Genomic DNA, 26,953 nt, shown 5'->3' on the forward strand with positions numbered 1-26,953 from the left:
ACTGGAGATTTTTGCTATGCTCAGTCCTCAACCAGTTGCCCGGCTTCCCGCAGCAATTCCTCTTCCATGAGTTCGTCGAGGCTGGGCAGGCCTGTCGAGCTTGGGCGGTAGGCGCTTCCGTAGTTGATACTGCGCAGGTATGCACGGTCGAATGGGGTGACGCGTTGTGGAGCCAACTCGTCATCGAACACCGCCAGAACTGTGCTGTAGGCAAATTCGCTAGTGGGCGGATCGGTCCGCGCAAGCACCCGCATGGCAGCATAATCCGCTAGCGCATAGGCATCGAGCGGCCCGATGGCGGAGCGCTGCACCAATACGAAAGAGCCGTCGATATCGCGTCGGATAGCCGTCTGCGCGCGCGACATGGTATAGACAGTGTTCCACGGGATGCTGCCATCGCCAGGCACGCCGCCATTCCGCATCAATTCTTCAAGATGCATGTTCACCGCATCATGCCCGGTAGGTACGGGGCGGCCATCGCGCGTGCGTGTGCTGGTAAGTGTCCACGCTCTGACTGGTCCGGTCTGCCGCCCGATCGCGGCAAGTTCTGAGGGTTGAAGCGCGCGGACCATCCAGCCGTTCTCATCGCGCAGCTCGGCAAAGGTAGTTGCAGGATCATCGACGATGATCACCCACAGGTTCGCTGCACATTCAAGGTCGGAATCGACTTCAAGCCCGGCGAGCTCAGCCACGTCATGAATGCGATTGATGACCGCAATCGCGTTTTCCAGGGACAAGCCATAGACCCCGGCGCAGACCGGTCGTTGCCATCGTGCAACGGGCTCTGATGACGAATTGGCTCGCTGGGTGATCTCGCGTGCCTGCTGGCGCACGACCGTGCCATCTACCTCGATGGTGCCTTCGACTATGATTTCTGGGTCACCCGTTTCGCCATCACCATCCTGCGCTTGTGCAGAAGTGGTGGTGCCGAGCAGTGTCAGGATCATAGTAGAGAAAAGCAGGCAATGTGGCTTCATGTCGTTCAGGCTCCTTTGCAGTTTCCCCTCGCTGGCCGGTGCGCGCTATTCGTTAAGCAGTTGCCCCGCTTCTCGCAGCAGTTCCTCTTCCATCAGTTCGTCGAAACTCGCCATAGCGCGGGTGCCTGGGCGATGTGCGCTGCCCTGGTTGAGACTGCGCAGATAGGCGCGGTCGAAAGCGGTGATGCGGTGCGGTGACAAGTCATCTTCAAAGACGGTCAGGATCGTGCCGTAAGGGCCTTCGCGGGAGGGCTCCTGCGTGCGGGCCAGTGCGCGCATCGCGGCGTAATCGCCAATGGTGATGGCGTCGAATTCGCCAATCGCGCTGCGCTGGATCAGTACAACCGACATGTCGATATCGAGACGGACTGCGGTGCGCAGGCGCGACATCGCACTCGATTGCACCACCGGCGCGCCGCCGGCATTGCCATTGGTCTGCTGGGCGATCTGATTGTCTCCCACCGCATCAAAGCCGGTGCGCACGGCATTGCCGTTTTCGTCACGGTAGCTGGCGATGTTCCAGGCGCGGACGGCGCCGGTCTGTCGCTCAACACGGTTGCGTTCGGAGCGGCCGAGGCCGCGCACCATCCAGTTGTTGTCATCGCGCAGAGATTCGAAGGTAGCTGCCGGATCATCGACCACGATAACCCAGACATTGGCTCCGCAGGCCTCTGTCGAATCCACCATCAGTCCGGCGATTTCGGCTACGTCATAGATACGGTTGATTACCAGCGACGCGTTTTCCTCAGTCAGGCCCCAAACGCCGGCGCAGATCGGGCGTTGCCAGCGGGCGAGCGGTTCGGACGTGGAACCAAGGCGCTGGGTGATATCGCGTGCCTGGCGGCGGGAACCGACCCCGTCGACTTCAAGCACGCCTTGGACCACAATTTCATCTTCATCAGGGTCTGGATTGGTGTCCTGCGCCATTGCCGGCAAGGCGAGAAATCCGAACACGGCACAGGCGATGCCTGCCGCCGACGCTGAGCGAAGGAGCTTGAAAGGATAGGCCATAGGGTTTCTCCGGGGATCGTGAAGCAACGTCTATGACGTTACAGTTATGAACCTCCGGTGTCTAACCGATTGGCGCCGCTGGCATTATTGCTCCTGCGGAGATGCCTCGCCGTACTCGCGTACAAGCTCTTGCTCCATCAGAGCGCCAACGCCACTGTGTGCGCGATTGGCAGGCGTTGTGCCGCGACCACGATAAAGGTCCTGCAGATAGGCGCGATCAAACGCGCTCATACGCAACGGAGAGGTTTCGCTCACCATGTCGCCATCGAATAGCGAAAGAATCGTATTGAATTCTGCACCCTCTTCGGGCGGGCGTGTTTCTGCGAGTAACCGCATCGTGGCATAATCCGCGACGGCATATGCATCGAGCTCACCGAGTACCGAACGATCGATCAGCACAACGGAAAGCAGCATGTCCTTGCGCACACCGGTATCAAGACGCGACATGGTATAGTTCTCATTGGTCGGGGAATCGGGCGCGGCAGTGATCCCGTCCGAGTTGGAAATTTCAGATGTGCTCCAGGCGATAGTGGGGCCCTGCTGCTCCGCCACGCGGTTGCGCTGCCAGACATTCAGTCCGCGAACGAGAAAAGCGTTCTCGTCCCGCAGTTGAGCGAAAGTCGCGTGCGGATCATCGACAAAAATGACCCAAAGGTTGGCGCTGCAGCCTGCTTCCGCTCCCAACTGTGCGCCGGCACGTTCTGCATTGTCGTAAATCCGGTCGATAACCAGCTGCGCATTCTCAGGCTGCAAACCCCATACGCCGGGACAGATCGGGCGGTTGAAGCGCGAAAGCGGTTCGGATGTCGTGCCGCGGCGATTGGTAATGTCGCGCGCCTGGTTGCGTACGGTTTCCTGATCCAGCGTGCCTTCGACAATGATTGTATTGTCGCCCTCCGGGTCTCCTGCGTCCTGCGCTGCTGCGGGCAGGGCAAGCAGCGAGAGCGAACACGCCGTGAGGGTGGCACCAAGCGAGCGCGCGAGTTGTGGCGGTAAAAACATGTCCAAAATCCTTCAAAAGACCGCGACCATAGGGGGGGAGAGGCCAGGAAATCGGCCAGATCGGGTTGAATAATCAGCGCGATACATTGCTGATGCGAGTCCGTCAGCGGCCTTTCGACGAAAGACCTGTGGTGTTGGACGGATGACAATCGTTCATCTCCCTTCTATGTCGCACCGCTTAGGGCTATCACCCGGCCCGTTCGAAACTCTTGGAGATACCATGCGCCTTTCCGCATTCGCCCCTCTCACCCTCGCTGCCGTGTTGCTGGCAGGCTGCACCGCTGACGACCTGCCTGATCAGGAGCGTGTAATCGCGCCGATCCTGACCAGCGAACAGGCGTTTGACGAGTTCACCTACGCCCGTCCGCTGGAGGCGCGAGTGGCGCATGTGGCGCTCGATCTCGATCTCGATTTCGAAGGGCAGCGGGTTGAAGGCACGGCAACGCTCGATGTGCAGGCGGCCGAGGACGCGACTGAAATCGTGCTCGACAGCAATGGTCTGATCATCGGCGGCGTGACCGACGGGCTGGGTAACGAGCTTGAATTCACCATGGGCGAGGCCGATCCCGACAACGCCGAAAAGGGTGAACCCATCACGATCCAGCTCGGCGAAATGACCGGCCCGGAATTGCAGCAGGTCGTGATCTCCTACGCCAGCGGCCCGGATGCCGAAGCGCTGCAATGGCTCAGCCCCGAACAGACCGCGGGCGGCGAACATCCGTTCGTGTTCAGCCAGGGGCAGGCGATCCTCAACCGTACATGGATTCCCACCCAGGATAGCCCCGGCATCCGCCAGACGTGGGAAGCCCGCATTACTGCGCCCGATCCGCTTACGGTGGTAATGTCCGGCATCAGCCGCGGCGATCCCGAGGTGGTCGAGGGCGCCGACAGCGATCGCCGCGCGTTCGAGTTTGTCATGGACAATTCGGTGCCGCCGTATCTGATCGCAATCGCTGCAGGTAATCTTGAATTCGCCGAGCTCGGCCCGCGTTCGGGTGTCTATGCCGAGCCTGAAATGATCGCCGCTGCCGAGCAGGAACTGGGCGATACCGAGGAAATGATCGATGCCGGTAGCGAACTGTTCGGCGACTATCGCTGGGGCCGCTATGACATGATCATTCTGCCGCCCGCCTTCCCCTATGGCGGCATGGAAAACCCGGTGATGACCTTCCTTACGCCGACATTCATCGCGGGTGACCGTTCCAACAACGGCCTGATCGCGCATGAACTGGCGCACAGCTGGTCGGGCAACCTTACCACCTATGCCAGCTGGCGCGACGGATGGCTGAACGAAGGCGTCACCAGCTACATCGAAAACCGCATCAGCGAAGAGGTATACGGTGAACTGCGCGCAGAGCAGGAATACACCCTCAGTTATGCCTCGCTGGTTGAAGCCGTGGAGGAAGCGGGTGCCGACAATCCGACCACCGCGATGCGCACGCCCGATGGCACCAGCCCGTTCGATACGGTTGGCCCTGCGATCTATGACAAGGGCACCGTCTTCCTGCGCACCGTCGAGAATATTGTCGGGCGCGAAGCTTTCGACACCTGGCTGACCGCGTGGTTTGACAATCACGCTTTCCAGCCGGTCACGTCGGAAATGATGCTGGCCGATATGCGCGAAAACCTGATCGGCGATAATGCCGAGCTGGAAGAGCAGCTGATGCTGGACGAATGGGTTTACGGCACCGGCATTCCCGAGAATGCCCTGGCACCCGATCCTGCAGCCTTCGCCGATGCCGATGCAGCGGCACAGGCCTATGCCGCCGACGGCACGCTGCCCGAAACCGAGTCATGGGGTGAATGGACCGCGGCATCGCAGCGCCGCTTCCTCGAAACCCTGCCCGAAACGATGAGCGCCGAGCAGCTCGCTGCGCTCAATGAAACGCTGGGCCTTTCGGAAAGCGGTAACAACGAAGTGCTGTTCCTGTGGCTCGAAGCTGCACTGCGCAATGCCTACGATCCCGCAGTACCGCAGGCGCGCCAGTTTCTGGCGACAGTGGGCCGCAACAAGTTTGTCTCACCACTGTTCCGCGCGATGTGGGATACGGGCAGCTGGGGCCAACCTATCGCCACCGAACTCTATCAGACGACGCGGCCCGGCTATCACAGCTATACGCGTGGCAATGTAGACGAGATTGTGGGGTACAGCGAAGGCTGATCCGCAAAGGTAATGATGGCGCGGCTGGTTCTCTGGCCGCGCCATCATTACTACCGATCACCCTGATCGCATCTTTGGGCTTGCCCAAAACCATGTCGCACCGCACAATGCGCTGCGATGCTGCGCCAATATGAACTTGTTGAGCGGGTCAAATCCTACGACCCTGACGCCGATGAGGCGCTGCTCAACCGCGCCTATGTCTACACGGTGCAAAAGCACGGCAGCCAGATGCGCGCATCGGGGGACCCCTATTTCAGCCATCCCGTAGAAGTCGCCGGGCTGATGACCGACCTGAAGCTGGATCAGGAAACCATCATTACCGCGCTGCTCCACGATACTGTGGAAGATACGCTCGCCACCATAGACGATGTTCGTGCCAACTTCGGAGACGAGGTCGCGCGGTTGGTCGACGGTGTCACCAAGCTATCCAAGATCGAGCAGATGCCGGAGAACGAGCGTGCTGCGGAAAACCTGCGCAAGTTCCTGCTCGCCATGTCGGAAGACCTGCGTGTACTGCTCGTCAAGCTGGCAGACCGGCTGCACAACATGCGGACGCTTCACCACATCAAGAAGCCGGAAAAACGCCGGCGCATTGCGCGCGAAACGATGGATATCTACGCCCCGCTGGCAGAGCGTGTGGGCATGTACGAATATATGCGTGAAATGCAGCTGCTCGCCTTCGAACAGCTTGAGCCGGAGGCCTATACCACGATCACCAAGCGGCTGGAGCAATTGCGCCAGACCGACAAAGGCGAAGTTGATCGCATCGCGCTCGATATCAAGCAGGCGCTGAGCGAAGCGGGGCTGGAAGTCGAAGTCTGGGGGCGTGAAAAGCACCCCTATTCGATCTGGAAGAAGATGGCCGAACGGCACCTGCCGTTCGAGCAGGTTTCGGACATCATGGCCTTTCGCGTACTGACCGATAACGTTGAAGATTGTTACCGGGCACTCGGCATCCTGCATACCGCTTTCCAATTCGTGCCGGGCCGGTTCAAGGACTATATCTCTACTCCCAAGAACAATGGCTACAGGTCGCTGCACACGACGCTTTTCTATGACCAGTCGATGCGGGTGGAAGTGCAGATCCGCACGCGCGAAATGAACCAGACCAACGAATTCGGCCTCGCCGCGCACTGGGCTTACAAGCAGCAGGACAAGGCCGATGGCGCGGTCGGGTGGCTGCGCGACCTGATCGAGATTGTCGATAGCAGCCACGATGCCGAGGAACTGCTCGAACATACCAAGCTGGCGATCTACCAGGACAGGATTTTTGCCTTCACGCCCAAAGGCGCGCTGTTCCAGCTGCCCAAGGGTGCGACGCCGGTCGACTTTGCCTTCGCCGTTCACACAGATCTCGGCGCGCAGACGGTCGGTGCGAAAATCAACGGCCGGCACATGCCGCTGCGCACCCAGCTGGGCAATGGCGATGTCGTGGAGATCATCAAGAGTAAGAATGCCGAACCGCAGCTGAGCTGGCTCGGCTTTGTGGTGACGGGCAAGGCGCGTGCCGCGATCCGCCGCGCAGTGAGGCTGAAAGAGCGCGACGAAGTTGCCGAGATCGGGCGCAAGCTGTTTGAAGAGATTGCCGATCGATTGCCTGCCAAGGTTGGCAAGAAGGCCATCCGCCAAGCGGCCGAAACGCTTGAGCTGGAGGACGCGGAAGACCTGATGTACGCGATCGGCGCGTCCAAGATCAGCGACCGCGATGTCATGGAAGCGATAGTACCGGGCAGCACCAAAGACATGCCCGAAGAGCCGCAGCTGGACCGCGCGATTTCTATCAAGGGACTGACGCCGGGTGTAGGCTTTGATCTCGCCGAATGCTGCCATCCTGTGCCGGGTGACCGGATCGTGGGCCTGCGGCGGCCCAAAAAGGGTGTGGAAGTGCACGCTATCGATTGCCTTGAACTGGCCAGTGGCGTGGATGCCGACTGGATCGATCTGTCATGGGGTGAGCGTTCGCACGGTGCGGTCGGACGACTGACCGTGGTGCTCTACAACCGGCCCGGAACCTTGGCGGAAATGGCAGGCGTATTTGCGCGCAGCAATGCCAATGTAATGCACCTGGAACTGACCCAGCGGGACGACCCCTTTCATACATATGAGCTCGATATCGAAGTGCAGGATCTGGCGCACCTTACCCGCATCTTGAGCGCGCTGCGCGCCAGCGATTCCGTGGCGCAGGCGGACCGGATTTAGGGGCTAGAGCAGGGTGAGGCTCGCCTTCACCTCGTCACCCTCAACCAGCCCCTCCGCTTTCCTGACCGCGGCCTTTACCGGAAGCAGATAGCCGCCATGCGATTTGCTCGGGAAGACCGATGTCTTCCAGCTAGTCTCGCCGATCTGCGCTTCGACTTTGACCGAGCCAAATCCGCGCCCGCTGCCCAGTTCCATACGCCGCATGGCTTCATGTGCGGCGATAGCATCACCTGCTTCCCCATCGGCCGTGAGGAAATGCCATGCACCCGGACTGCTCGTCGATTGCCACACCCATAGTTTGGATGTGAATTGGACGGGGGCGCCGTCGCTCACTCCGCAACTCGCCGCACGGGTACCTGCACGCTGCACACATCCACGCCACCCGCTGGCACGGTGTAGAACGGATCATTGCGATTAGCGCGAATCTGGACGTACTGCGCAAAGCTTTCGCTCTCGGTAGAGAGGTATTCGAACGCCGGAGAATTCTCCAGTTCGCTGCCGAGGCGGACAGACAGGATCGGCACGCGCAAATGTGCTTCCTCATCTGTGTAGAATCCCAGGTCACCCGATCCGCGCGGCAGGCTGGAAAGATGTTCCATCCCTTCGATGATCCGCCCGACCACCGCCAGATTGCGATCCATATGCCGCTGCGGTTGTCCGATAATGGTGTAGAGTTCAGCGCCCGTGCCGGTGTCTGGTGCATAGCCGCGACCGACGCCGACGTACCCGTAGCAGTGGATTGGCCAGAAAGTACTGCTTTCAACATTGCTATAGGGAGGATCGAATTGGTGGGGTGGTCGCCTGGGACCAGGGTCTGATACAGCATTTCCCTCTTCGTCCTCCCAGCCAACGATTACTTCTTCGTTCGCGATAGGCCATCCCTGCCAGAATTCGACCCAAGGCGCGTATCCGTCTCGGTTATGCCAACCTTGTTCAGTCAGCCTAGTCTGGGTTGTGTTGATAGAAAGCATCGCGAGTTGCTCACTCGCATTGAAGCCAAGGCTGCCATCAAGGCCAAGCTCAGCTATGAGCATTTCGATGGCCCGAATGTGATCCTCGTGCGTTGAATTGGGATCTTCGAACACTTGCCGAACTGACTCTGGAAGCTCGTCATATGCTGGGAGGGGTGGTCCAAAATCGTGGGTTGCATCTGCAACGGCTTCGACATCGGCCTCATAGTCAGCGGTCGGCGCCACAACCCCCTCCGGCAGTGGCTTCTCCTCGGTCACATCGCCCCATTGGGTGACGTAATTGTCCTGTACGCGGTTGACGGAGGTTCCGTCCCACCAATGCGCTTCGGTGAGGGTGCGGATATTTTCCACCCACGGCTGGCTGAACGGCGCAGGAATCAGCTGGATAACCACGGTGCGCGCTCTGCCCGAGCTATCCGGCGCAAGCTCCATCACCAGCAGGTTTTCCGGCGCGATGGTCACCCATTCCTCTGGTGCGGCATTGGCGACAACCGATCCGGGGGTGACGTACTCAGGCTCAGCCTCCTGCGCGGCGAGCGGAACAGCAAACAGCAGGGGAAGGGCGGTGAGGGTGCAGAGCTTTTTCATGGTTGAGAGATTGCATAAAACCTCGCGATCGCAAACACCCTTCATCCCGCGCTTGTCATTGCCCGCAACCCCCGCTAGACGCGCGCTTCCTGTTGCAGCCGACCAGTCGTTTTCAACTTCAGTAAGGGATCATCCCTGCACTCAAGTAGCGAAGCGATAGTGCGAATAGGAACGCGGAGCGGTGGCCGAGTGGTCGAAGGCGCACGCCTGGAAAGTGTGTATACGGTAACCCCGTATCGAGGGTTCGAATCCCTCTCGCTCCGCCATTCACCCTGCCGGCACCGACTGCAGTTTTGCCTTGTGGTTGTCGTTGCCTAGTCTGCTTGCTTCGGCCTATTGCGGTTGAATGAAAATTATCGGGATCGATGCAGGGGGGACCAGTTTCAAGGTTCTGGTGATCGATGGCAGCGACGGAATCGTCGCGCGCAATCGCGTGGCGACAACGTCTCCGCAGGAGACACTTGGCGAAGTTGCCCAGTGGATTGACTGCCAGAAATCAGAACACCCCGATATCGCCGCTATAGGGATCGCCAGCTTCGGCCCCATTGACCGTGACCCTGCCTCGCCCGACTGGGGACGCATCGGCGTAACAACGAAGGACGGGTGGGAAGGCGCCAACCCGCGCCGTGCTCTGGCGCAGTCAAGTGGATTGCCGTGCGCACTTGAAACCGATGTGAATGCCGCGCTGCTTGGCGAATGCGAGCTGGGTGCAGGGCTGGGGTTATCCGATGCCGCCTATCTCACCATCGGGACGGGCGTCGGCGGAGCAGCCCTTGTCGATGGCGCGTTGGTCGGTGCCCCCTGGCACGGAGAGTTCGGCCATGTCCGGCTGCGTCGTGAGCCGTCCGACATCGCCGCCTTTGCCGGTTCGTGCACTTTCCACGGCGATTGCGTCGAAGGGATTGCTTCCGCCACGGCGATACGCTCGCGCTGGAAGGCGCAGCCGCATGAACTGCCCGACGATCATGAATGCTGGGTCGAGGTCAGTAGCGCCCTGGCTCAGCTGTGCCATGCGATTGCTTGCCTTGTTGCCCCGCAACGGATCATCTTGGGCGGCGGACTGATGCTGAGAGACAGCCTGTTAGCGCGCATCCGCTCTGACTTCGATGCTGTGGTCGGCGGCTATGCCTCGCGGCCCGAGGTGCTTGATGCATCGACCTACATCGTCCGGGCGGGATTGGGTGACGATGCGGGCGCCATTGGCGGTGCTGCAGTAGCCCGGCATCACCTCGCTGTTACCGGAGGCGTGAATGCTTGAACTGGACCCGCTCGACGAGCTGATCTGTCTGCGTTCGGCGGAACCGTTGGCGGAATGCGGGGGAATGGTGCTGCCCGCGATTGCGCAGGCATCTATCTTCCGCAAGGAAGCGATGGAGGAATTACACCGCGATCTCGCGATCGAGAATAGAGCAAACGTTTACTCCCGCGGCACCAATCCCACAGTCCGGATCCTGGAAAATACGCTTGCCGAGCTTGAGAGGGGCGAGGCTTGCAAGTGCTTTGCAAGCGGCATGGGCGCAATCGGGGCGACATTGTTTGGCCTCCTGAAGGCAGGCGACCATGTGCTGTTCGTTAACGATACCTATGGCCCGACGCTGGAACTGGCGCGTCGCCTGCAAGATTTTGGCGTGTCGCATGACCAGGTGTTTTCGCCAGACCTGTCTGCGATAGCCGAAGCAATGCGTGATGAAACGCGCGTGGTATTCATGGAAAGTCCGGGTTCCGCGCTGTTCCAGATGCTCGACATTGGAGCCATCGCCAAGCTGGCGCGAGAACACGGCGCAATCAGCGTGATCGACAATACGGTTGCGACACCGCTGCTGCAGAAGCCGATTGGACAGGGCGTGGATCTGGTGATCCACAGTTGTTCGAAATATATCGGCGGCCATAGTGATGCCGTGGGCGGCGCACTGATCGGATCAGCTGAACTGGTGGAGCGGGTTTTCTACAATGCCTACATGCTGATGGGCGCGATCATGCAGCCGCTCGAAGCTTTCTTGTTTCTGCGCGGCCTGATGACGCTGCCGACGCGCATTCGGCGGCATCATGACGACGCGCTGGCAGTGGCGCAGCACCTGCACGGTCACGCGGCTGTCGCCCAAGTATTCCACCCGCTGATAGGCGATGACGTGCAGACCGTGTCGGGCAACTGGCGCGGCCATTCCGGCCTGTTCGCCTTTGAACTCGCCTCAGGCGGTTTTGCGAGCGCGGTGGAGGTCGCCAATCGCCTGCGCCTGTTCGGCAATGCGGTCAGCTGGGGTGGTGCGGAAAGCCTGGTCATCACCGGGCACAAAAACGATCCGGTTGAACGGGGTGATAGCGCGCCGCGCATCCCCGCAGGTTTGCTCCGCCTGTCCATCGGTTTCGAGGGTGTGGATGCTTTGGTAGAAGATCTGGATCGAGCGCTGACATGACGACACCCGACACGCCGGAAATGAAGGCTACCGAGGCACGCCTGCCGCTTTCGTTGGGACTTGCTATGCTGCCGATACTGGCATTGTTCGCCGCCATCGGCATCAGCATGGCGACAGTGGGCACTGGCGGTGGAGCCCTGCTGCTGTCGATCATGTTTGCGGCTGCTACGGCCGGCCTGGTCGCGAAGCATGCGGGGGCGGGCTGGGATGCCATCCAGCAGGAGACAGGGCGGCAAATTGCCGACGCTCTACCCGCCATTTTGATCCTGCTGACGATCGGAGCGCTGATTGGCAGCTGGATGTTCAGCGGCACAATCCCCTTGATGGTGGTTCTGGGTATCGACCTGATCAACCCGGACTTCATGGTCCTTACGGCATTTGTCGCGACGGCTCTGATGTCGCTCATTTCTGGCACGTCCTGGGGTTCTGCCGGGACAATCGGTGTGGCGCTAATGGGAGCGGCGGAAGCTCTGGGACTGCCGCTGGCACCCGTTGCAGGGGCTGTCGTTTCGGGTGCCTACTTCGGCGACAAGCTGTCCCCGCTTTCGGATATGACCAATATCGCCGCCATCGGTGCGGGGGCGGACCTGTACCGGCACATACGCTGCATGCTGTGGACGAGCCTGCCTGCAGCTGCAGTAGCGCTCCTCGCTTTTGCGGCGCTCGGCTTTGCTGGTGATGCCGGTGCAGCGCTGGACTCTTCCGATGCGGCTCTGATCAGAAGCGAACTTTCCGGCGCGTTCGACTTGGGGTTCCTTCCGGCACTGCCGTTGCTGGTCGCGCTTGCGGGAATCGTCATGCGCAAACCGCCGGCGCTGGTTATCCTTCTCTCGTCATTGCTTGCGCTGTTCATCGGGATCGTGGGCCAGGGGTTCTCTTTCGCTAACGCGGTCGCGAGTTTTGTCGACGGTTTCGCAGCTGAAACGAACCTGCCAGATACGTCACTCTCGCCCAGCGTGGAAAATCTTCTCAACCGTGGCGGGCTGATGTCGATGGCGGGGACGCTGCTGTTCATCGTTGCCGCCTTCTTGCTGGCTGCGGGGATGAAAGTTTCGGGCGCAATCGATCGCTTGCTAGCCGCGCTGCTTGGCATCGTGCGCTCGGTCGTCAGCCTGGTGGGCGCGACTATCGTTGCGGGGATGATGATGGTGGCCATGACCAGCCATGGTGGAGTGAGCGCACTGATCCTGGGCGGATTGTTCCGTAAGCCGTTCGCCGAGCGAGATCTGGCCCCGGAACATCTGTCCCGTACCATAGAGGATTCGGTGACCGTCACCGAACCGCTGATGCCGTGGACGGTGTCCGGAGTGTTCATGGCATCGACGCTCGGTGTTCCGACGCTTGCGCTTGCCCCTTGGGCGATCTTCTGCTGGCTGGGGCCGGTGACATCGCTGCTCGCCGCCGTTGTGATCGCCAGAGATCGTCGCCCGGCATGATCGCCGCAGGGTGCGCCCTCTCCAAGAGCTAGAAGCTTCGTCCCAGACTCAAAGTGATAACGGGGCCGTTCAAAGAGCGCTCCCGCTCCTCAACGCGGTCGAGCAGAGCTACATCGCGGCGTCCGGCATGGATGTCGCGCCTGAACCGGCTTTGTTGGCCAAGGAATTCGGATACCTGAAGGCGGGCCCGTAGACCGAGAAGATCGCTGTGTTCTACGTAAATGGCGTTTGTTCCGGGTGTAAGCCCGCCGCGTGGTACGTTGCGATACTCCGCTAAAGTCGACCGAAATACAGGTGCCAGCTTTATGTCCTGAAGCACAAATCCATAGGCCCAATCTGTATCCGGCAAGTCATGTCTGAAGCTAAGTGTCAGATCGCGCAATCGCAGGTCGCCGATATCTCTTGTGAAGCCTTCAATAGGGTCGGTCACCGATGACCATTGCCACGCGCCGTTGAAATCCAATTGCGCGCCTCGCAAGCCGAACGGCGCGCCGAGCAGAGTGATGTTCGCTTCCACACCGGACCTGCGGGCGCTGGGAATATTGCCAACAGCATCGCCGCTTTCTCCAACTGGAATGCGGTCTACCAGATCGCTTATTCGCTCATGCGTGACGGAGAACGAGGCGATATGTCCGTCTGCAAAGACACGCTCCGCCCTGCCGGAGAAGACCCAGCTTTGCTGCGGCACGAGTTCAAGGTTGTCCTGACTTGTTGTCCCGTCAAAAAGGGAAACGGTCGCGGCAAAATCCCGAAAATTGATCTGTCCGACCTCGCGAGCAATCCGGGCTGTGGCGGTCCAGCCTTCCCAAGGTTGAAGCGTGTAGGACGCAAAGCCCTTGGGCCGGAAAAAAATCCTCTCGAATTCGCCCTGACGGATCTGCGACAGCTCGCCACCGATCGAGATCTGGAGGCTACCATTCCTGCCAATTCGCCGGCGATGTGCCAGTGTCGCCTCGCCGCGAAGTTCCTCTATGGTCGTTTGCGTAGATGCTTGAGTAGCTACTTCTGTCGGGTCCGAATTACTGAAGGTCCGGAAATCGGCCTCGAGATCAAGCGAGTTAAAGGCGCCTTCGCCCGCTAGCTGCCAGCTCTGATTATCAGAACCGCTCCATTGCTGCTCGAACCGGAAAATCGCTTCGCTGGCGGTGCTGGCCTCTTCAAAGGCCTGATCGACCAGAGTGTTTCCGGAAATATCCGCGGCTGTCAGGCGCGTGTCGGCGTTGCTGTCCCGCCGAGCGAACAGGCTGATCAGTTTCAGGTCGCCGCCGAGTGCCGGCAATGAATAGTCGGCATCGAAGCGAAGGTTGTTCTGGACGCCGAAGTTCTGGGCAATGCTTGAACCATTATCCCCTCGTGAGGAGGTGGCGGTGCTGACTGACGTTTGTCTTCTTGCGGAACTCAGTCGATCAAACGATGTCTTTGCATTCAAAACATGCCCATTCGGCCGATTCCAGGTGACACTGGTGGAAAGCTGCGGCTGATCACCACGCAGTGCCCATTCCTCGTCGCGGGTCTCGAAGACGTTGCCGTCAGGATCGGACAAGGTTTCAGGCCCGTCTAGAACAATGCGGACCATTGCGTGGCTTAGGGTTGCAGAATAGTCGATTTGCCCGCTGCTTCCCGACACGCTTACACTGCCGTTGCCGTAGGCGGGATCCGCCCTACCGCGCAAAGTCGGCTCCCAAAGGACTGTTCCGCTGATCGAGGAGCGACGGGTTACGATGTTGGCTACCGATCCGCTGAAGCCGGGGAGATCCAATGTGCCCGCGTCGAGGATCTCAATCCGGATGACATTGCCCGCTACGATCTGGGCGATGCGTGTTGTTGCGGTCTCTCCTTTTCCTGTAACCGGCTCACCATTGATAAGAACATTGGTTCCTCCTTGCCCCAGACCGCGCGCTTCATCGGCCTGTTGCAGGTTGAAGCCCGGCAGACGCTCAACCATCTCCAACGCGTTCTGGGGTGCGAACTGATCGAAGAATGATCGTTCGTAAACGCGTTGATCTTCTTCCTGAGCATGCACATCGTCTCCCTGCAGCACGAGGCTGGCAACAGATGCCAGAAGAACCAGTTTTCGTAAGGACATGACACTTTCCAATCAGGGTGTGCTTAATCAGGAGGCGCATGGGCGTCGCGGATTGTAATTCGCGGCGAATGGTGCGAATGCGCACCAATGGATTGGAATGACTATCGGCTGGTATTGGCCGTCGTAAGAGAGAAAACCATTCGGGGTGCAGCGCGCAGCCTTGGCGTCAACCATGCAACGATATCCCGGCGGCTTAGCCATCTGAACCGTGGAACATCGGGCCCATTGGTTCAAAAATCGCCGCAAGGGTTTTGGCCGACGAGAGCGGGCGAAGCCATTGTGGAAGCCGCGGAGAAGATGGAGCTGAATAGCCAAGAGGCGCTGCGGAAGCTGCGCGCGGTCGAGCAAAACCTGTCCGGACCACTATCCATTTCCTTTCCCGTGCTGGTACTGCAGCATTTCCTGTTCGATGATGTTGCGAATTTCGCGGAGCAATATCCGGATATCGACCTGACTATCGATTCAACAGATAACCTCGTTGATCTCGATCGGGCTGAAGCCGATATCGTTTTACGGACCTCCGCTAACCCGCCAGAGCACTGGGTGGGCAGACGACTGTTTCGATATGCGGTGTCACTTTACGCACACCGAGACTATCTCGCCCAGACACGCACGGATGACCTTACATGGATCGGTGCACCGGAAGGAGCGACAAGATGGTGGCTCTGGCTCAAGGAAACGCCGTATCGCAACAACCCTGTCGGCCCGACTGTCGCAGGAATTTCCGGTCGTTTCGGCGCGTTGAAGCAGCATTTTGGCATCGGGTGGGCCGCCTGTTTTATGGCGGACCCCGACCCGGACCTTGTACGCCTACCCGATGCCCCGGTTATGAAAGCCGACCCGTTCTGGCTTTTGACCCATCCCGACTTTGCAAAGACTTCACGAGCCAGGGTGGCAATGAAGTATTTTGCTGAAGTGATGCAGTCGCACCGCGCGCTTATTCAAGGCGATCTATCGTAGTCCATCAAGATGGACATGAGGCAGGTTCACCGCTCAAAGAGCGGGGCGCAGACGATAGAACGCAAAGTCTGTCGTGCCGGACGCGGCAAGATGCCTGTTCGCAGCATAGACGTCCGAAGCCAGTAGCCTATCCAACCCGTTCACATCATCCCATTCAATGAGCGTCAATTGATCAGGAGCTGCGGCATTCGAAAGGGATTCCAGGCTTGGATCGCGCATGATGAAGATGAACTCGCCGCCGTTTCTGGCCACTTCTCCGCCAAGGCTGGAAAGGTACGTCTGGTAATCGTCGGGGTTATCCTGATTGATATGGGCAATCGCGAGCGTGTAGAACTTGTCGCTCCGAAGGGTGAGCTGCAAGCCATCCTCCTGGACATCGCGATAGTACCGAATATCGTTCCAGATCTCGGGTCGAAGAGCGTCGAATTCGGGCCACCTCGGGTCAGCCTGAAAGTTATCAAATGCCGCCTGGCTGGGCCAGCTGGCCAACAGGAATCCTTGTGGCTGGAAGGATCCTACGCCCGTGCCATTCAGTATGAGAGCTCCGTGACGCGCGAACCCGTATTCGGCTGCCATCGGCAAAGCGCGCGATTGAAAAATTTCACGCTCCTCGCTCTCGGCTGCGGAACTCTTGTAATCGAAGCCGATGAAGGTGAAGAGCGCCTGCGGCGGGAGATCGATCGTGACCGAGGTCACTGTTTCCTGCTCCGCTTCATTTTGGACCGCGCTTACGGCTTGGGTGCCTCCGGTTGTTGCGCATCCTGTCGCAAGGAGTGCCGCGCAGGCAATGACGAGATTGGAAGGCTTAAGGCTGTAGGTTTTCATGCTTGTCTCCGTTGGACGCTTCAGGCCGAAGATACCTGGCTTCTGCGCGAACAAACGGATCGTTTTTGAAGTCGTGTGTTTCGAATTCTCACCACCACCACAAGGCTGAAGGAACAGTTTGCTTCTGCTCAAATCCAGTGCGCGATCCTACATCGTCTTTTCTGTCAGCCTTCCTTTGCCAGACGAGCTGAGGTCTTACAGACCTCGTCAAGAGTCCGGAATTCTCAGTTCTGTGGGCGGATGGCTGTTCGGTAGAGGTGCCATGTCGCATGGCCGAGCACGGGTAGGGCTACGAGCAATCCGAGAAAGAGCGGTATCATCGCAACGAACAGTATCGCTGCTACCAGAAACGCCCATACCAGAAGCACGTATTTGTTGTCTCTCATCGCCTGAAGGCTGGTGATGATCGCTGTCAGGAAGTCGACATCTCGGTCCACCAGCATCGGCAAGCTGAAGACCGTGATGGAATAGAATGCCAGGGCCATCAATCCTCCAGTGACGCTACCAACAGCCAGCATGGTAAGCCCGGCCATGCTGTTCACTATCTCCGTCGGATCGGATCCCAGTCCGCTTTCACCGAGGAAGATCGCGTAGACACCATGGGCGACAATCATCCAGAACCCGAATGCGACGAAGATGATAACGCCCATGCTCAGGATCTGGTCGTCACCTCGCCCTTTCACGGCGGTCAGCACTTTGGACCAGGTGAGTGGTAACCCCAACTCCCTTCGTCGGCTGACCTCGTAAAGGCCGACTGCGGTGAAGGGCGCGAGGAGCGGGAACCCGGCGGCTGCGGGAATCAGCCAGGCTGTTTCACCGCGACTCCCGAGCAGGTAGGTCAGCATGAGGCCGCCGATTGCGAAAAGCGAGGCGAAAAACAGGCCGAACGCCGGTTTCGCACGGTAATCCTGCCAGCCAGCCTTCAAGGCCCGACCAAGGTCGCCCATCGTGAGGCTATTGGAAACCGTGATGTGTTGCGTTTCGGCCTGTCTTTCTTCGTGCATATGTTGCTCGTTTTCTTGTTAGAAGCGGAAACTCACACCTGCGCTGAGGACCCACGGATCGAGATTGTGTTCGGTCTCGATTGCCAGAGTATCACCGGCAAACCAGCGCGCTGTTGTATCAACAAAATAGCGTTTCGCATCAAGTGACAGGGCAAAGCCATTGTCGTTCAGCGGAATGTCGGCACCCGCCTGCAGGACGAACCCGAACTCATCCGAGAGCGTGGTTTCGGTTACGCCAAGCGGGATTGTCGCCGCGCCCGGGTCTACGTCCACCCATAGGAAATAGGTCGCGCCAGCTCCGACATAGGGCGTGATGCCACCAGCATCAAAATGATACTTTGCCGTGACCGTAGCCGGGATAAGCGTTGCGTTGGAAACCAGCTCTGCCCCAGGCAAGCCGGTCGTCCCATCGACATCGTGCTGAGTCAGGCAGCAGATCGTCTCGACCGATACATTCTCAGACAGGAAATAGGATACGGCCAGAGTCGGAACGAAATTGTCATTGGCTTCAGTTTGCGTGTCTGCAGGAAGGCCGACCAGATCGGTGTTTACCTGCTCGATCTCACCATCAGGCAGTACAGCGGTGGCGGAAGCTCGCACTTGCCAGCGACCTTCGGTGTCTTGTGCAAGGGCCGGTACAGCAGCCATTGCCAATCCCATTGCGGCTGTTGTCATCATCCATTTCATCAGTCTGTCCTTGGCGCTGCAGTGGCCGCACCATGCGGTCTAGGTTGATTGCAGCGTCAATCGAACATTGGCGGCAATCCAAGGCTCTCGCTTTGATCCAGATCAAGGCGAAGAAACTCGATCTGGTCGAATAAGATCGCATGAAAATACAAAGCGAGCCTTTCGACGCGTTCTCGCGGCTGGTCTTCCCCGATGCGATTGCCGAACAATCACGCAAGCGTTTCGCGGCGTTGGCGAAATCGCGTGTGCTCGACCCGGCACGCGGCAAACCGCTCGACGCGTCGGTCAGCAGTCTGGTCTTTATCAGCAGCGGGGCAGTCAAGCTGGTTGCCCATGCCTCTGCGGAGCGTGAGCAGGTCATCGCGTTCTATTTCTCTGATGACCTTTTTATTCTTCCAGAGGACGGCAAGCACAGCTTTTCCCTGCAAGCCCTCCAGCGCAGCGAAGTGCTGATTTTCCCGTATGAGGAATTTGCAGCGCTGGCGCAGAAGGATTGCGCCATCCTGCGCTATCTTCTCGACCGAAGTGCACTGTCGCTGCACCGCAGTCGGGAAAAGACCATTGCTCTCGGTCGAAAGACCGCGTTGGAGCGTACAGCGAGTTTTCTTCTCTCGATGGCAGAGCGCATCGGCCGCCCGCGCGGAGGGAGCGTTGAGATCGAACTCCCGATGTCGAGGCGCGATATCGCAGACAGCCTCGGCCTGACAATCGAAACAATCAGCCGCCAGCTCTCGATTCTGCGAGGTGATAAGGTGATAGAAACTCATGGGCGAGCGGGTGTTCTGATCCGGTCGTGTGGTGCACTTGAGCAACGCTCCGGGAGCCTGCGCGATGCTGCATGAGGCTTTTCTTCGAAATTTGATCTGCATCAATGCGGTTGTTCCTGAGCCCGCTAACTTCATCGCGACTGGAGGGTGAATTCTAATGCAAGCTGAAACTGCCTTGGGGCGGGCGGGGCTATGGTTCCTGCTGTTTTTCGTTTTTCTTGCTGTCGCAGTCGCGGCGGCTGATTCCGGCTTTGCCGCGCATGCCACGATTGTCGCAATCGTCTGCTTTGGCCTGATGTGCATGAGCGCTGCCCGGTTTGATCCGACAACCAGCCTGAACAGCTTCTTCAAGATGCCGGATGCGCCATCGGTCTATGATGATGATCCGGTGCGTTGGGGTGTTCTTGCAACGATGTTCTGGGGCCTGGCGGGGCTTTCCGCCGGTCTGTTCATCGCGCTGCAACTGGCTTGGCCTCAGCTCAATATAGAGCCCTATCTCAATTTCGGCAGGGTGCGCCCGCTTCACACTAGCGCAGTCATTTTCGCCTTTGGTGGCAATGCTTTGCTCGCGACAAGTTTCTATGTCGTGCAGCGGACGTGTCGCACCCAGCTGGCCTTTCCGGGACTCGCGCGGTTCGTGTTCTGGGGCTATCAGCTTTTCATCGTGCTGGCCGCAACTGGCTACCTGCTCGGCATCACCCAGTCGAAGGAATATGCCGAGCCTGAATGGTATGTGGACCTCTGGCTGACAATCGTCTGGGTGGCTTACCTGATTGTCTTTGTCGGCACGCTTGCCAAGCGTAAAGAGCCGCACATCTACGTCGCCAACTGGTTCTACCTCGCCTTCATCGTGACCGTTGCGATGCTGCACGTGGTCAACAATCTGGCGCTGCCTGTCAGCATGGTGGGATCGCAAAGCTATGGCGTATTTGCCGGTGTGCAGGATGCGCTGGTGCAATGGTGGTACGGCCACAACGCGGTCGGCTTCTTCCTGACCGCGGGCTTCCTGGCGATGATGTATTACTTCGTGCCCAAGCAGGCCGAACGCCCTGTCTACAGCTATCGCCTGTCAATCATTCACTTCTGGTCGCTGATCTTCCTCTACATCTGGGCGGGTCCGCACCACTTGCACTACACCGCGCTGCCCGATTGGGCGCAGACGCTTGGCATGGTCTTTTCGGTCATGCTGTGGATGCCCAGCTGGGGCGGTATGATCAACGGTCTGATGACGCTCAACGGCGCTTGGGACAAGATACGCACAGACCCGATCATCCGCATGATGGTGATGGCGCTTGCTTTCTACGGGATGAGCACTTTCGAAGGTCCGATGCTGTCGATCAAGGCGGTGAACGGCCTGTCGCATTACACCGACTGGACCATCGGCCACGTACACTCAGGCGCGCTCGGCTGGAATGGTATGATCACTTTTGCCTGTGTCTATTTCCTTGTGCCCCGGCTGTGGAAGCGCGAGCGGATGTATTCGCTGCGCATGATCAACTGGCACTTCTGGCTCGCGACGCTAGGCATCGTGTTTTACGCGGCGAGCATGTGGGTCTCCGGGATCCAGCAAGGCCTGATGTGGCGTGAGTATGGTTCGGACGGCTATCTGGTCTGGTCCTTTGCCGACACCGTGGCTGCCATGTTCCCGATGTATGTGCTGCGTGCTTTTGGCGGTGTGCTCTACCTCTCCGGCACACTGGTGATGACCTACAACATCTGGATGACGCTGGCCGGCAAGCTCCGTGAGGAGAAGGCCATGATCGAAACGCCGTACGATCCCGAGAAGGACAGGCCGATCACCGATCCCGCACCCTCTGCCGTTCCCGCTGAATAAGGGCAACCAGCCATGAGCATGACCGAACGACACAAGAAACTCGAACGCAACATTACGCTGCTGGCGGTATGCACCTTTATCACGGTTGCCATTGGTGGCCTGGTGCAGATCACACCGCTTTTCTATCTCGACAATACGATCGAGGAAGTGGACGGCATGCGGCCTTACACGCCGCTCGAGCTGGCCGGACGCGACATCTACGTCCGCGAAGGGTGCTATGTCTGCCACAGCCAGATGATCCGTCCGTTCCGCGACGAGATCGAACGCTATGGCCATTACAGCCTGGCAGCGGAAAGCATGTACGATCGCCCGTTCCAGTGGGGCTCGAAGCGCACCGGGCCGGATCTGGCGCGTGTAGGTGGTCGGTATTCGGATGAGTGGCACGTCCAGCACCTTATTAATCCGCAGGCGGTGGTGCCGGAAAGCATCATGCCGACCTATGCTTTTCTTGCCGACACTACGCTCAACGTAAACGATCCGTCCGCAAACCTTGCAACGCTGCAAACGCTGGGCGTCCCGTACACCGATGAAGACGTAACGCAGGCGATGGCGGACCTGATCCTTCAGGGAAGCGAGTTCCCTGGTGCAGGATTGGCGGATTTCAATGCTCGTTATCCCAATGCGCAGGCGCGTGATTTCGATGGCGATCCTGATCGGTTGACCGAGATGGACGCGTTGGTTGCATACTTGCAAATGCTCGGAACGCTGGTCGACGTCGATAGCGCTGCTGCGCAGCAGGAACTGGCGGAGGAGCTGGGTCGATGAGCTTTTATGAAACCCTTCGCCACTTTGCGGACAGCTACGCACTCATTGTGATGTTCGCGCTATTTACGCTCCTGTGCCTTTACCCGTTCCGGCCGGGCGCAGGCGAGCGCAACCATCACGCAGCCACATCGATTTTCAAGGGGAACGACGATGGCGACCAATAAGCGGATCGACGAACCCACGGGCACCGAAACTGTTGGTCATGAGTGGGACGGGATCGAGGAACTCGATACTCCCATGCCACGCTGGTGGTTGTGGACTTTCTACCTGTGTATCCTGTTTTCGGCCGTCTATGTCGTGCTCTACCCGGCCTGGCCGTTGGTAGATCGTGCCACAACCGGGATTTTGAACTGGTCGAGCAGAGGCGATCTCCAGCGAGAACTCGTTAATGCTGACGAGGCGCGTCAGGCGTTTCGAGCCGAACTGGCCGAAGTGGAGGTCGCCGATCTGCGCGCCGATGAGGAGCTTTTCCGTAGAGCCGTCGCGGGTGGTGAAGCAGCTTTCAAGGTGCATTGTTCGCAGTGCCACGGCTCACAGGCTGCAGGCGTGCAGAACCTTGGCTACCCCAGCCTGAGCGATGACGACTGGCTGTGGGGCGGTACACTGGAAGACATTCACTATTCGATAACGTACGGCATCCGCCAGCCCGACAATAATGACCAGCGTCAAAGCCTTATGCCTTCCTTTGATGGCTTGCTGGATGCAGGGCAGCTTGCCGCAGTCACTTCGCATGTTCAGTCGCTGAGTGGCATTGCCGATGCCGACCCTGCAGGCGCCGGGCTTTACGAGCAGAATTGCGCCGTTTGTCATGGAGCGATGGGCGAAGGTGATCGCGATCTGGGCGCGCCCCAACTGAACGATGCCGTCTGGCTTCGCGGAAGCAGCACGGCGGACATCACACAGCAGATACTCCACCCGCGTATGGGCGCAATGCCTGCATGGGGTGAGCGGCTGGGGCCGTCCACGGTCAAGATGCTGACTGCCTATGTCTATTCGCTGGGTGGCGGTGAGGATGCCGTGGCTCCTCCTGCTGACGAACAAGCAGTGGCAGAGGTCGAGGTGGAGAGCGGTGGCCAGTAACCCCGCCTCTCCAGACCCCGAAAGCTTGTACGAAGCGCGGCGGGCAGTCCATAACAAGCGTATCGACGGGCCGTTTCGCCGCTTCAAATGGGCGGTGATGATCGTCACGCTGGCGATCTATTACATCACTCCGTGGCTGCGTTGGGATCGCGGCGAGTATGCGCCCGATCAGGCTGTTCTGGTCGACCTTGCCGGGCGCCGATTCTACATGTTCGATATCGAGATCTGGCCGCACGAATTCTACTTCGTGGCCGGATTGCTCATCATGGCGGGCATCGGTCTGTTCGTGGTCACCAGCGCGGTAGGTCGCGCGTGGTGCGGCTATGCCTGCCCGCAAACGGTTTGGACGGACCTGTTCCAGCATATCGACCGCTTCGTTGACGGAGATCGCAACGCCCGCATGCGCCTTGACAGGGCACCGTGGACGTGGGGGAAGGTCACCCGGCGAGGCTTCAAATGGTTGATCTATCTGGTCATTGGCTTTGTCACAGGCGGTGCCTGGATCCTCTATTTCGCTGACGCGCCAACGCTGTTTGCACAGTTCTTCGCGGGAGAGGCGGCAGCGGTCGCCTATGCCACGGTCGGTATTCTGACGTTGACCACGGTCACGCTTGGCGGCTTCATGCGGGAGCAGGTCTGCGTGTACATGTGCCCCTGGCCGCGCATCCAGTCTGCGATGATGGACGAACACTCGCTGGTGGTCACCTACAAGGATTGGCGCGGAGAACCGCGTGGCAGCCTGAAGAAGGCGAAGAGGGAACCGGACAAATTCGGTGACTGCATCGATTGCACCGAATGCGTGCAGGTCTGCCCGACCGGGATAGACATTCGCGAAGGACCGCAAATCGGCTGCATCACATGCGCGCTCTGCATCGATGCCTGCGACCGCGTGATGGCTGACATAGGTCGTCCGCGCGGGCTGATCGACTATGCAACGCTCGATGACTGTGAACGCGAACAACGCGGAGAGGCCCCACGATCACCCTGGAAGGCCGTGTTTAGGCCACGCACAATGATCTATTTCGGCATTTGGGCTGCAATCGGCATTGCTCTGCTTTTCGCGCTCGGAACGCGGACACGCACTGACCTTTCGGTAGCAGCTGACCGCAATCCGCCATTCACGATCATGAGCGATGGATCGGTGCGCAATTCCTACACGCTCAAGCTGCGCAACATGGAAAGCCGTCCGCGCGACATGGAAGTGAGCCTTGTTGGCCTTGATGGCGGTAGCTTCTGGACGGAGATGATTGACCGTTCGGAAGCCGGAGAGACCCAGCGCGTGACTGTTCCCGCCGATGAGGTGCGAGAGGTTCGTGCCTATGTCGTCGTCCCTCAAGGCACGCCGGAACAGCAATTTGCCTTCCAGTTGACCGCCCTCGACAGCGAAGGCGAGACTGACCTGGTTGAAACGCAATTCAACGCGCCGGAGGCACGGTAATGGCAACGAAATTCACCGGGAAAAAGATGGCCGCGACCATGGTGGGTGGCTTTGGCATTATTATCGCGGTGAACTTCACCATGGCCTATTTCGCCACGAGCGGTTTTAGCGGTGTGGTGGTCGACAATTCCTATGTCGCCAGCCAGCAGTTCAACGATTGGCTGGATGCGGCCGAGGCGCAGGAAGCGCTCGGCTGGCACGCTGAGGTCACTCGGCAAGGGGACCGGTTGCTTGTAACGCCATCCGGCATTCCCGATGGAGCGGAAGTCGAAGCTGTCGTGCGCCGCCCGCTTGGCGATGCGGATGTGCGTTCGATAGGTTTTGTGGCCACTGGCGACGGGGCGTTCCTTTCGGAGCAGGATCTGCCTGATGGACGGTGGATCATCCGCCTGTCTATTTCTCATGAAGGCGACGTCTGGCGTCAGGAATTCCGGCTGCAATGAACGCACCTGTCACTCCCGCTGCCTTTGAAACAGGCCACTTCGAGGACTCGCGCTTCACCGTTCCCGGCATCCGCTGTGCAGGTTGCATCGCCAAGATCGAACGCGAGCTGGGCAAGCATTCGGCGATAGACAGCGTGCGCGTGAACTTCTCGGCAAAGCGTGTTGCGATCCGCCATTTGCCAGAGCTGGACGATGATAATCTGATTGCAGCGCTGGCAGGGCTCGGTTTCGAAGCGCAGCGACTTGACGACAACCCTGTTGCCGAAGATGTGAGCGAGGCAAGACTGTTGCAACGATCACTGGCGGTCGCGGGGTTCGGTATGATGAATGTCATGCTCCTTTCCGTCAGCGTATGGTCAGGAGCAGAAGGCAGCACACGTGATCTGTTTCATTGGCTTTCCGCGATTATCGCCTTGCCTGTGATTGCCTATTCCGGGCGCCCATTCTTTGCCTCGGCCTGGATGGCACTGCGCAATCGGCGCACCAATATGGATGTGCCGATTTCAATCGGGGTTCTGCTGGCGACAGGACTTTCTCTGTATGAAACGGTTGCGGGTGGCGGGCACTCCTATTTTGAAAGCGCCGTAATGTTGCTGTTCTTCCTGCTTGCAGGACGAACGCTTGATGCCGCGATGCGTTCGCGGACACGTGCCGGGATCGGGGCACTCCTTTCGCGGATGGGGCGAAGTGCGCAGGTCATCGGCCCCGATGGCAGGCTGCAAAGTATTGCTGCAGAGGATCTGCGTCCGGGCATGGTGATGCTGGTTGCTGCCGGAGAGGCTCTGGCGGCCGATGGCATTATCGAACAAGGTTCGACTAGTATCGACAACGCCATGCTCACTGGCGAAAGCAGGCCGGAAGCGCGTGTGATCGGCGACGAAGTCCATGCAGGAGCGACGAACCTGACTGCCCCCGTTCGCGTGCGGATCACTGCTGCGGCTTCGGATACAGTGCTTGCCGAGATTGCGCGCCTGATGGACGAGGCGGGGCAATCACGCAGCCGTTATGTTCGCATCGCCGACCGTGCCTCTCGGCTCTACGCCCCGGCGGTGCATTCGCTGGCATTGCTGGCGTTTATCGGGTGGATGATTGCCGGAGCCGGTGTGCACCAATCGTTGGTCATCGCGATTGCCGTACTGATCATAACCTGCCCATGCGCAATGGGCCTCGCGGTCCCGGCAGCGCAGGTTGTCACCACAGGGGCGCTCTTGAAGCACGGCATGCTGATCAAGGATGGCAGTGCGCTTGAACGCTTTGCAGAGGTTGATCTGGCCGTGTTCGACAAGACAGGCACTCTGACGATGGGAGCACCGGCACCTGATCTGTCTTCTCTTGATGACGACGCCCGGCGCGTTGCGCTGGCGCTCTCGAGTGCCAGCTGTCATCCGCTCAGCACCGGACTTGCGGTTGCTCTGCGCGATGCTGGTGTAGTGTCTGCGGAGCTGAGTGATATCGCTGAACGGAGTGGAGAAGGGGTATTCGCAAGCTGGCGCGGCATCGATGTGGCGCTGGAACGCCCCGATACGGCGCAGTCCGAAATCGCGGTCCAGCTGCGTATCGGAACGACGCGCACCGTGGTCAATTTTACCGATCCTGTGCGAACAGATGCCGGGCAGACTATGGCCGTTCTGGACGCTACGGGAATTGAAAGCCGCATCCTTTCCGGTGATGCCAGTGACGCCGTGGCGCGGGTTGCCAGAGAACTGGGTGTCCATGCGCGGGCCGGAGCAAGCCCGCAGGATAAACTCGAAACGCTTGAGCACCTGCACCGCCAAGGCCGCCGTCCGCTGATGGTAGGCGATGGCATCAATGATGGGCCGGCGCTCGCTGCGGCGCATGCTTCGATAGCTCCCGGATCGGCCAGCGATATCAGTCAACAGGCTGCCGATGCAGTTTTTACAGGTAGCAACCTGATGCCCGTTGCCGTTACTGTTCGCGGCGCCCGTGCTTGTGCGAAAGTGGTACGTCAGAACTTTGGCTTTGCCATCGTCTACAATGTGCTGGCCGTGCCGCTGGCTCTTGCCGGACTGGTGACGCCGCTCATCGCTGCGATTGCCATGTCCGCCAGTTCTATCATCGTCGTGGCCAATTCATTGCGTTTGAGGAGCCTGGTGCGATGAGTGGCTTGCTTGTCCTGATCCCCGTCGCTTTGGGGCTGGGCTTGCTTGGCCTTGCCACATTCTTCTGGGCCATGCGCAAAGGCCAGTTTGATGATCTTGATGGTGCCGCGCATCGCATTCTCATCGACGATGAGGACAGCGAACGCTGAAAGATTACTGCGGGAGGCCTGGTTGCAGCTGCTGTT

24 protein-coding genes and 1 tRNA gene are annotated in these 26,953 nt (G+C 59.2%); 16 read left to right on the plus strand and 9 right to left on the minus strand.

Features of this window, described 5'->3' with window-relative positions; genetic code table 11:
• Positions 1-20: 20 nt before the first annotated feature.
• The 3 genes from OOZ52_RS08330 to OOZ52_RS08340 all read right to left on the minus strand — a co-directional run bounded on the left by OOZ52_RS08330 (position 21) and on the right by OOZ52_RS08340 (position 2,990).
• Positions 21-977, minus strand: a complete 957-nt coding sequence (locus OOZ52_RS08330) for a hypothetical protein (RefSeq protein ID WP_274698047.1) — start codon at positions 975-977, stop codon at positions 21-23.
• A 45-nt stretch (positions 978-1,022) separates the two neighbouring features.
• Positions 1,023-1,988 (minus strand): hypothetical protein, encoded by a 966-nt coding sequence (locus OOZ52_RS08335; protein WP_274698048.1) that lies wholly within the window; start codon positions 1,986-1,988, stop codon positions 1,023-1,025.
• Positions 1,989-2,072: 84 nt separating this feature from the next.
• Entirely contained in the window at positions 2,073-2,990 is a 918-nt protein-coding gene (locus tag OOZ52_RS08340; protein ID WP_274698049.1) for a hypothetical protein, read from the minus strand.
• A gap of 220 nt (positions 2,991-3,210) precedes the next feature.
• On the opposite strand from OOZ52_RS08340, the gene OOZ52_RS08345 reads away from it, so the two are divergent.
• Positions 3,211-5,151: a M1 family metallopeptidase gene (locus tag OOZ52_RS08345; RefSeq protein WP_274698050.1), complete on the plus strand. Its 1,941-nt coding sequence runs from the start codon at positions 3,211-3,213 to the stop codon at positions 5,149-5,151.
• A 117-nt stretch (positions 5,152-5,268) separates the two neighbouring features.
• Entirely contained in the window at positions 5,269-7,350 is a 2,082-nt protein-coding gene (locus OOZ52_RS08350; protein WP_274698051.1) for a RelA/SpoT family protein, read from the plus strand.
• Positions 7,351-7,353: 3 nt separating this feature from the next.
• On the opposite strand, the gene OOZ52_RS08355 is transcribed toward OOZ52_RS08350, so the two are convergent.
• Both OOZ52_RS08355 and OOZ52_RS08360 read right to left on the minus strand, forming a co-directional pair.
• A complete protein-coding gene (locus OOZ52_RS08355; protein ID WP_274698052.1) occupies positions 7,354-7,683 on the minus strand; it encodes a DUF1905 domain-containing protein in 330 nt (109 codons plus the stop codon).
• Positions 7,680-8,909: a peptidylprolyl isomerase gene (locus tag OOZ52_RS08360; RefSeq protein ID WP_274698053.1), complete on the minus strand. Its 1,230-nt coding sequence runs from the start codon at positions 8,907-8,909 to the stop codon at positions 7,680-7,682. Before OOZ52_RS08360 ends, OOZ52_RS08355 begins: the two co-directional genes overlap by 4 nt.
• Positions 8,910-9,084: 175 nt before the next feature.
• Between OOZ52_RS08360 and OOZ52_RS08365 the strand changes: the two genes are divergently transcribed.
• From OOZ52_RS08365 to OOZ52_RS08380, 4 genes are all read left to right on the plus strand, one after another.
• Positions 9,085-9,175 (plus strand) — tRNA-Ser (locus OOZ52_RS08365).
• Between the two features lie 80 nt (positions 9,176-9,255).
• Positions 9,256-10,167 carry an ROK family protein gene (locus OOZ52_RS08370; RefSeq protein WP_274698054.1) on the plus strand — a complete coding sequence of 304 codons (912 nt, stop codon included), beginning with the start codon at positions 9,256-9,258 and terminating at the stop codon, positions 10,165-10,167.
• The gene (locus OOZ52_RS08375) at positions 10,160-11,323 is read left to right on the plus strand and encodes a trans-sulfuration enzyme family protein (RefSeq protein WP_274698055.1); all 1,164 of its coding nucleotides are present in this window, start codon (positions 10,160-10,162) and stop codon (positions 11,321-11,323) included. Before OOZ52_RS08370 ends, OOZ52_RS08375 begins: the two co-directional genes overlap by 8 nt.
• Complete coding sequence (locus OOZ52_RS08380; RefSeq protein WP_274698056.1) at positions 11,320-12,759, plus strand: Na+/H+ antiporter NhaC family protein; 1,440 nt, start codon at positions 11,320-11,322, stop codon at positions 12,757-12,759. The genes OOZ52_RS08375 and OOZ52_RS08380 overlap by 4 nt, the downstream gene beginning before the upstream one ends.
• 28 nt (positions 12,760-12,787) lie before the next feature.
• On the opposite strand, the gene OOZ52_RS08385 is transcribed toward OOZ52_RS08380, so the two are convergent.
• The gene (locus tag OOZ52_RS08385) at positions 12,788-14,857 is read right to left on the minus strand and encodes a hypothetical protein (protein WP_274698057.1); all 2,070 of its coding nucleotides are present in this window, start codon (positions 14,855-14,857) and stop codon (positions 12,788-12,790) included.
• A gap of 75 nt (positions 14,858-14,932) precedes the next feature.
• On the opposite strand from OOZ52_RS08385, the gene OOZ52_RS08390 reads away from it, so the two are divergent.
• Complete coding sequence (locus tag OOZ52_RS08390) at positions 14,933-15,805, plus strand: LysR family transcriptional regulator (protein WP_274698058.1); 873 nt, start codon at positions 14,933-14,935, stop codon at positions 15,803-15,805.
• 33 nt (positions 15,806-15,838) lie between these two features.
• Here OOZ52_RS08390 and OOZ52_RS08395 read toward each other — a convergent pair whose 3' ends face one another.
• From OOZ52_RS08395 to OOZ52_RS08405, 3 genes are all read right to left on the minus strand, one after another.
• Positions 15,839-16,762, minus strand: coding sequence for a DUF1330 domain-containing protein (locus tag OOZ52_RS08395; protein ID WP_274698059.1), 924 nt, complete (start codon positions 16,760-16,762; stop codon positions 15,839-15,841).
• Positions 16,763-16,854: 92 nt separating this feature from the next.
• The gene (locus tag OOZ52_RS08400; protein WP_274698060.1) at positions 16,855-17,634 is read right to left on the minus strand and encodes a DUF2189 domain-containing protein; all 780 of its coding nucleotides are present in this window, start codon (positions 17,632-17,634) and stop codon (positions 16,855-16,857) included.
• Positions 17,635-17,652: 18 nt separating this feature from the next.
• The gene (locus tag OOZ52_RS08405; RefSeq protein WP_274698061.1) at positions 17,653-18,321 is read right to left on the minus strand and encodes an OmpW/AlkL family protein; all 669 of its coding nucleotides are present in this window, start codon (positions 18,319-18,321) and stop codon (positions 17,653-17,655) included.
• A 140-nt stretch (positions 18,322-18,461) separates the two neighbouring features.
• On the opposite strand from OOZ52_RS08405, the gene OOZ52_RS08410 reads away from it, so the two are divergent.
• The 9 genes from OOZ52_RS08410 (at position 18,462) to ccoS (ending at position 26,917) form a co-directional block, all read left to right on the plus strand.
• A complete protein-coding gene (locus OOZ52_RS08410) occupies positions 18,462-19,163 on the plus strand; it encodes a helix-turn-helix domain-containing protein (protein WP_274698062.1) in 702 nt (233 codons plus the stop codon).
• A gap of 82 nt (positions 19,164-19,245) precedes the next feature.
• Positions 19,246-20,922: a cytochrome-c oxidase, cbb3-type subunit I gene (gene ccoN / locus OOZ52_RS08415; protein WP_274698063.1), complete on the plus strand. Its 1,677-nt coding sequence runs from the start codon at positions 19,246-19,248 to the stop codon at positions 20,920-20,922.
• A 12-nt stretch (positions 20,923-20,934) separates the two neighbouring features.
• Positions 20,935-21,687 carry a cytochrome-c oxidase, cbb3-type subunit II gene (gene ccoO / locus OOZ52_RS08420; protein WP_274698064.1) on the plus strand — a complete coding sequence of 251 codons (753 nt, stop codon included), beginning with the start codon at positions 20,935-20,937 and terminating at the stop codon, positions 21,685-21,687.
• On the plus strand, positions 21,684-21,851 hold the full coding sequence (locus OOZ52_RS08425) for a cbb3-type cytochrome c oxidase subunit 3 (RefSeq protein WP_274698065.1): 168 nt from the start codon (positions 21,684-21,686) through the stop codon (positions 21,849-21,851). Before ccoO ends, OOZ52_RS08425 begins: the two co-directional genes overlap by 4 nt.
• Entirely contained in the window at positions 21,838-22,767 is a 930-nt protein-coding gene (gene ccoP / locus OOZ52_RS08430; RefSeq protein ID WP_274698066.1) for a cytochrome-c oxidase, cbb3-type subunit III, read from the plus strand. Before OOZ52_RS08425 ends, ccoP begins: the two co-directional genes overlap by 14 nt.
• The gene (gene ccoG / locus OOZ52_RS08435) at positions 22,757-24,205 is read left to right on the plus strand and encodes a cytochrome c oxidase accessory protein CcoG (RefSeq protein ID WP_274698067.1); all 1,449 of its coding nucleotides are present in this window, start codon (positions 22,757-22,759) and stop codon (positions 24,203-24,205) included. The genes ccoP and ccoG overlap by 11 nt, the downstream gene beginning before the upstream one ends.
• A complete protein-coding gene (locus OOZ52_RS08440) occupies positions 24,205-24,648 on the plus strand; it encodes a FixH family protein (protein ID WP_274698068.1) in 444 nt (147 codons plus the stop codon). Before ccoG ends, OOZ52_RS08440 begins: the two co-directional genes overlap by 1 nt.
• The gene (locus OOZ52_RS08445) at positions 24,645-26,768 is read left to right on the plus strand and encodes a heavy metal translocating P-type ATPase (RefSeq protein WP_274698069.1); all 2,124 of its coding nucleotides are present in this window, start codon (positions 24,645-24,647) and stop codon (positions 26,766-26,768) included. The genes OOZ52_RS08440 and OOZ52_RS08445 overlap by 4 nt, the downstream gene beginning before the upstream one ends.
• On the plus strand, positions 26,765-26,917 hold the full coding sequence (gene ccoS / locus OOZ52_RS08450; protein WP_274698070.1) for a cbb3-type cytochrome oxidase assembly protein CcoS: 153 nt from the start codon (positions 26,765-26,767) through the stop codon (positions 26,915-26,917). Before OOZ52_RS08445 ends, ccoS begins: the two co-directional genes overlap by 4 nt.
• The last annotated feature ends 36 nt before the right edge of the window (positions 26,918-26,953 follow it).

Source organism: Aurantiacibacter sp. D1-12 (genome assembly GCF_028858515.1).
Lineage (GTDB): Bacteria > Pseudomonadota > Alphaproteobacteria > Sphingomonadales > Sphingomonadaceae > Alteraurantiacibacter.

Bases quoted from the DNA above. Each gene is read 5' to 3' on its own strand.
- OOZ52_RS08330 (WP_274698047.1), bottom strand. From the start codon at position 977: ATGAAGCCACATTGCCTGCTTTTCTCTACTATGATCCTGACACTGCTC.
- OOZ52_RS08335 (WP_274698048.1), bottom strand. From the start codon at position 1,988: ATGGCCTATCCTTTCAAGCTCCTTCGCTCAGCGTCGGCGGCAGGCATC.
- OOZ52_RS08340 (WP_274698049.1), bottom strand. From the start codon at position 2,990: ATGTTTTTACCGCCACAACTCGCGCGCTCGCTTGGTGCCACCCTCACG.
- OOZ52_RS08345 (WP_274698050.1), top strand. From the start codon at position 3,211: ATGCGCCTTTCCGCATTCGCCCCTCTCACCCTCGCTGCCGTGTTGCTG.
- OOZ52_RS08350 (WP_274698051.1), top strand. From the start codon at position 5,269: ATGCTGCGCCAATATGAACTTGTTGAGCGGGTCAAATCCTACGACCCT.
- OOZ52_RS08360 (WP_274698053.1), bottom strand. From the start codon at position 8,909: ATGAAAAAGCTCTGCACCCTCACCGCCCTTCCCCTGCTGTTTGCTGTT.
- OOZ52_RS08370 (WP_274698054.1), top strand. From the start codon at position 9,256: ATGAAAATTATCGGGATCGATGCAGGGGGGACCAGTTTCAAGGTTCTG.
- OOZ52_RS08375 (WP_274698055.1), top strand. From the start codon at position 10,160: ATGCTTGAACTGGACCCGCTCGACGAGCTGATCTGTCTGCGTTCGGCG.
- OOZ52_RS08380 (WP_274698056.1), top strand. From the start codon at position 11,320: ATGACGACACCCGACACGCCGGAAATGAAGGCTACCGAGGCACGCCTG.
- OOZ52_RS08390 (WP_274698058.1), top strand. From the start codon at position 14,933: ATGGATTGGAATGACTATCGGCTGGTATTGGCCGTCGTAAGAGAGAAA.
- OOZ52_RS08400 (WP_274698060.1), bottom strand. From the start codon at position 17,634: ATGCACGAAGAAAGACAGGCCGAAACGCAACACATCACGGTTTCCAAT.
- OOZ52_RS08405 (WP_274698061.1), bottom strand. From the start codon at position 18,321: ATGAAATGGATGATGACAACAGCCGCAATGGGATTGGCAATGGCTGCT.
- OOZ52_RS08410 (WP_274698062.1), top strand. From the start codon at position 18,462: ATGAAAATACAAAGCGAGCCTTTCGACGCGTTCTCGCGGCTGGTCTTC.
- ccoN (WP_274698063.1), top strand. From the start codon at position 19,246: ATGCAAGCTGAAACTGCCTTGGGGCGGGCGGGGCTATGGTTCCTGCTG.
- ccoO (WP_274698064.1), top strand. From the start codon at position 20,935: ATGAGCATGACCGAACGACACAAGAAACTCGAACGCAACATTACGCTG.
- OOZ52_RS08425 (WP_274698065.1), top strand. From the start codon at position 21,684: ATGAGCTTTTATGAAACCCTTCGCCACTTTGCGGACAGCTACGCACTC.
- ccoP (WP_274698066.1), top strand. From the start codon at position 21,838: ATGGCGACCAATAAGCGGATCGACGAACCCACGGGCACCGAAACTGTT.
- OOZ52_RS08440 (WP_274698068.1), top strand. From the start codon at position 24,205: ATGGCAACGAAATTCACCGGGAAAAAGATGGCCGCGACCATGGTGGGT.
- OOZ52_RS08445 (WP_274698069.1), top strand. From the start codon at position 24,645: ATGAACGCACCTGTCACTCCCGCTGCCTTTGAAACAGGCCACTTCGAG.
- ccoS (WP_274698070.1), top strand. From the start codon at position 26,765: ATGAGTGGCTTGCTTGTCCTGATCCCCGTCGCTTTGGGGCTGGGCTTG.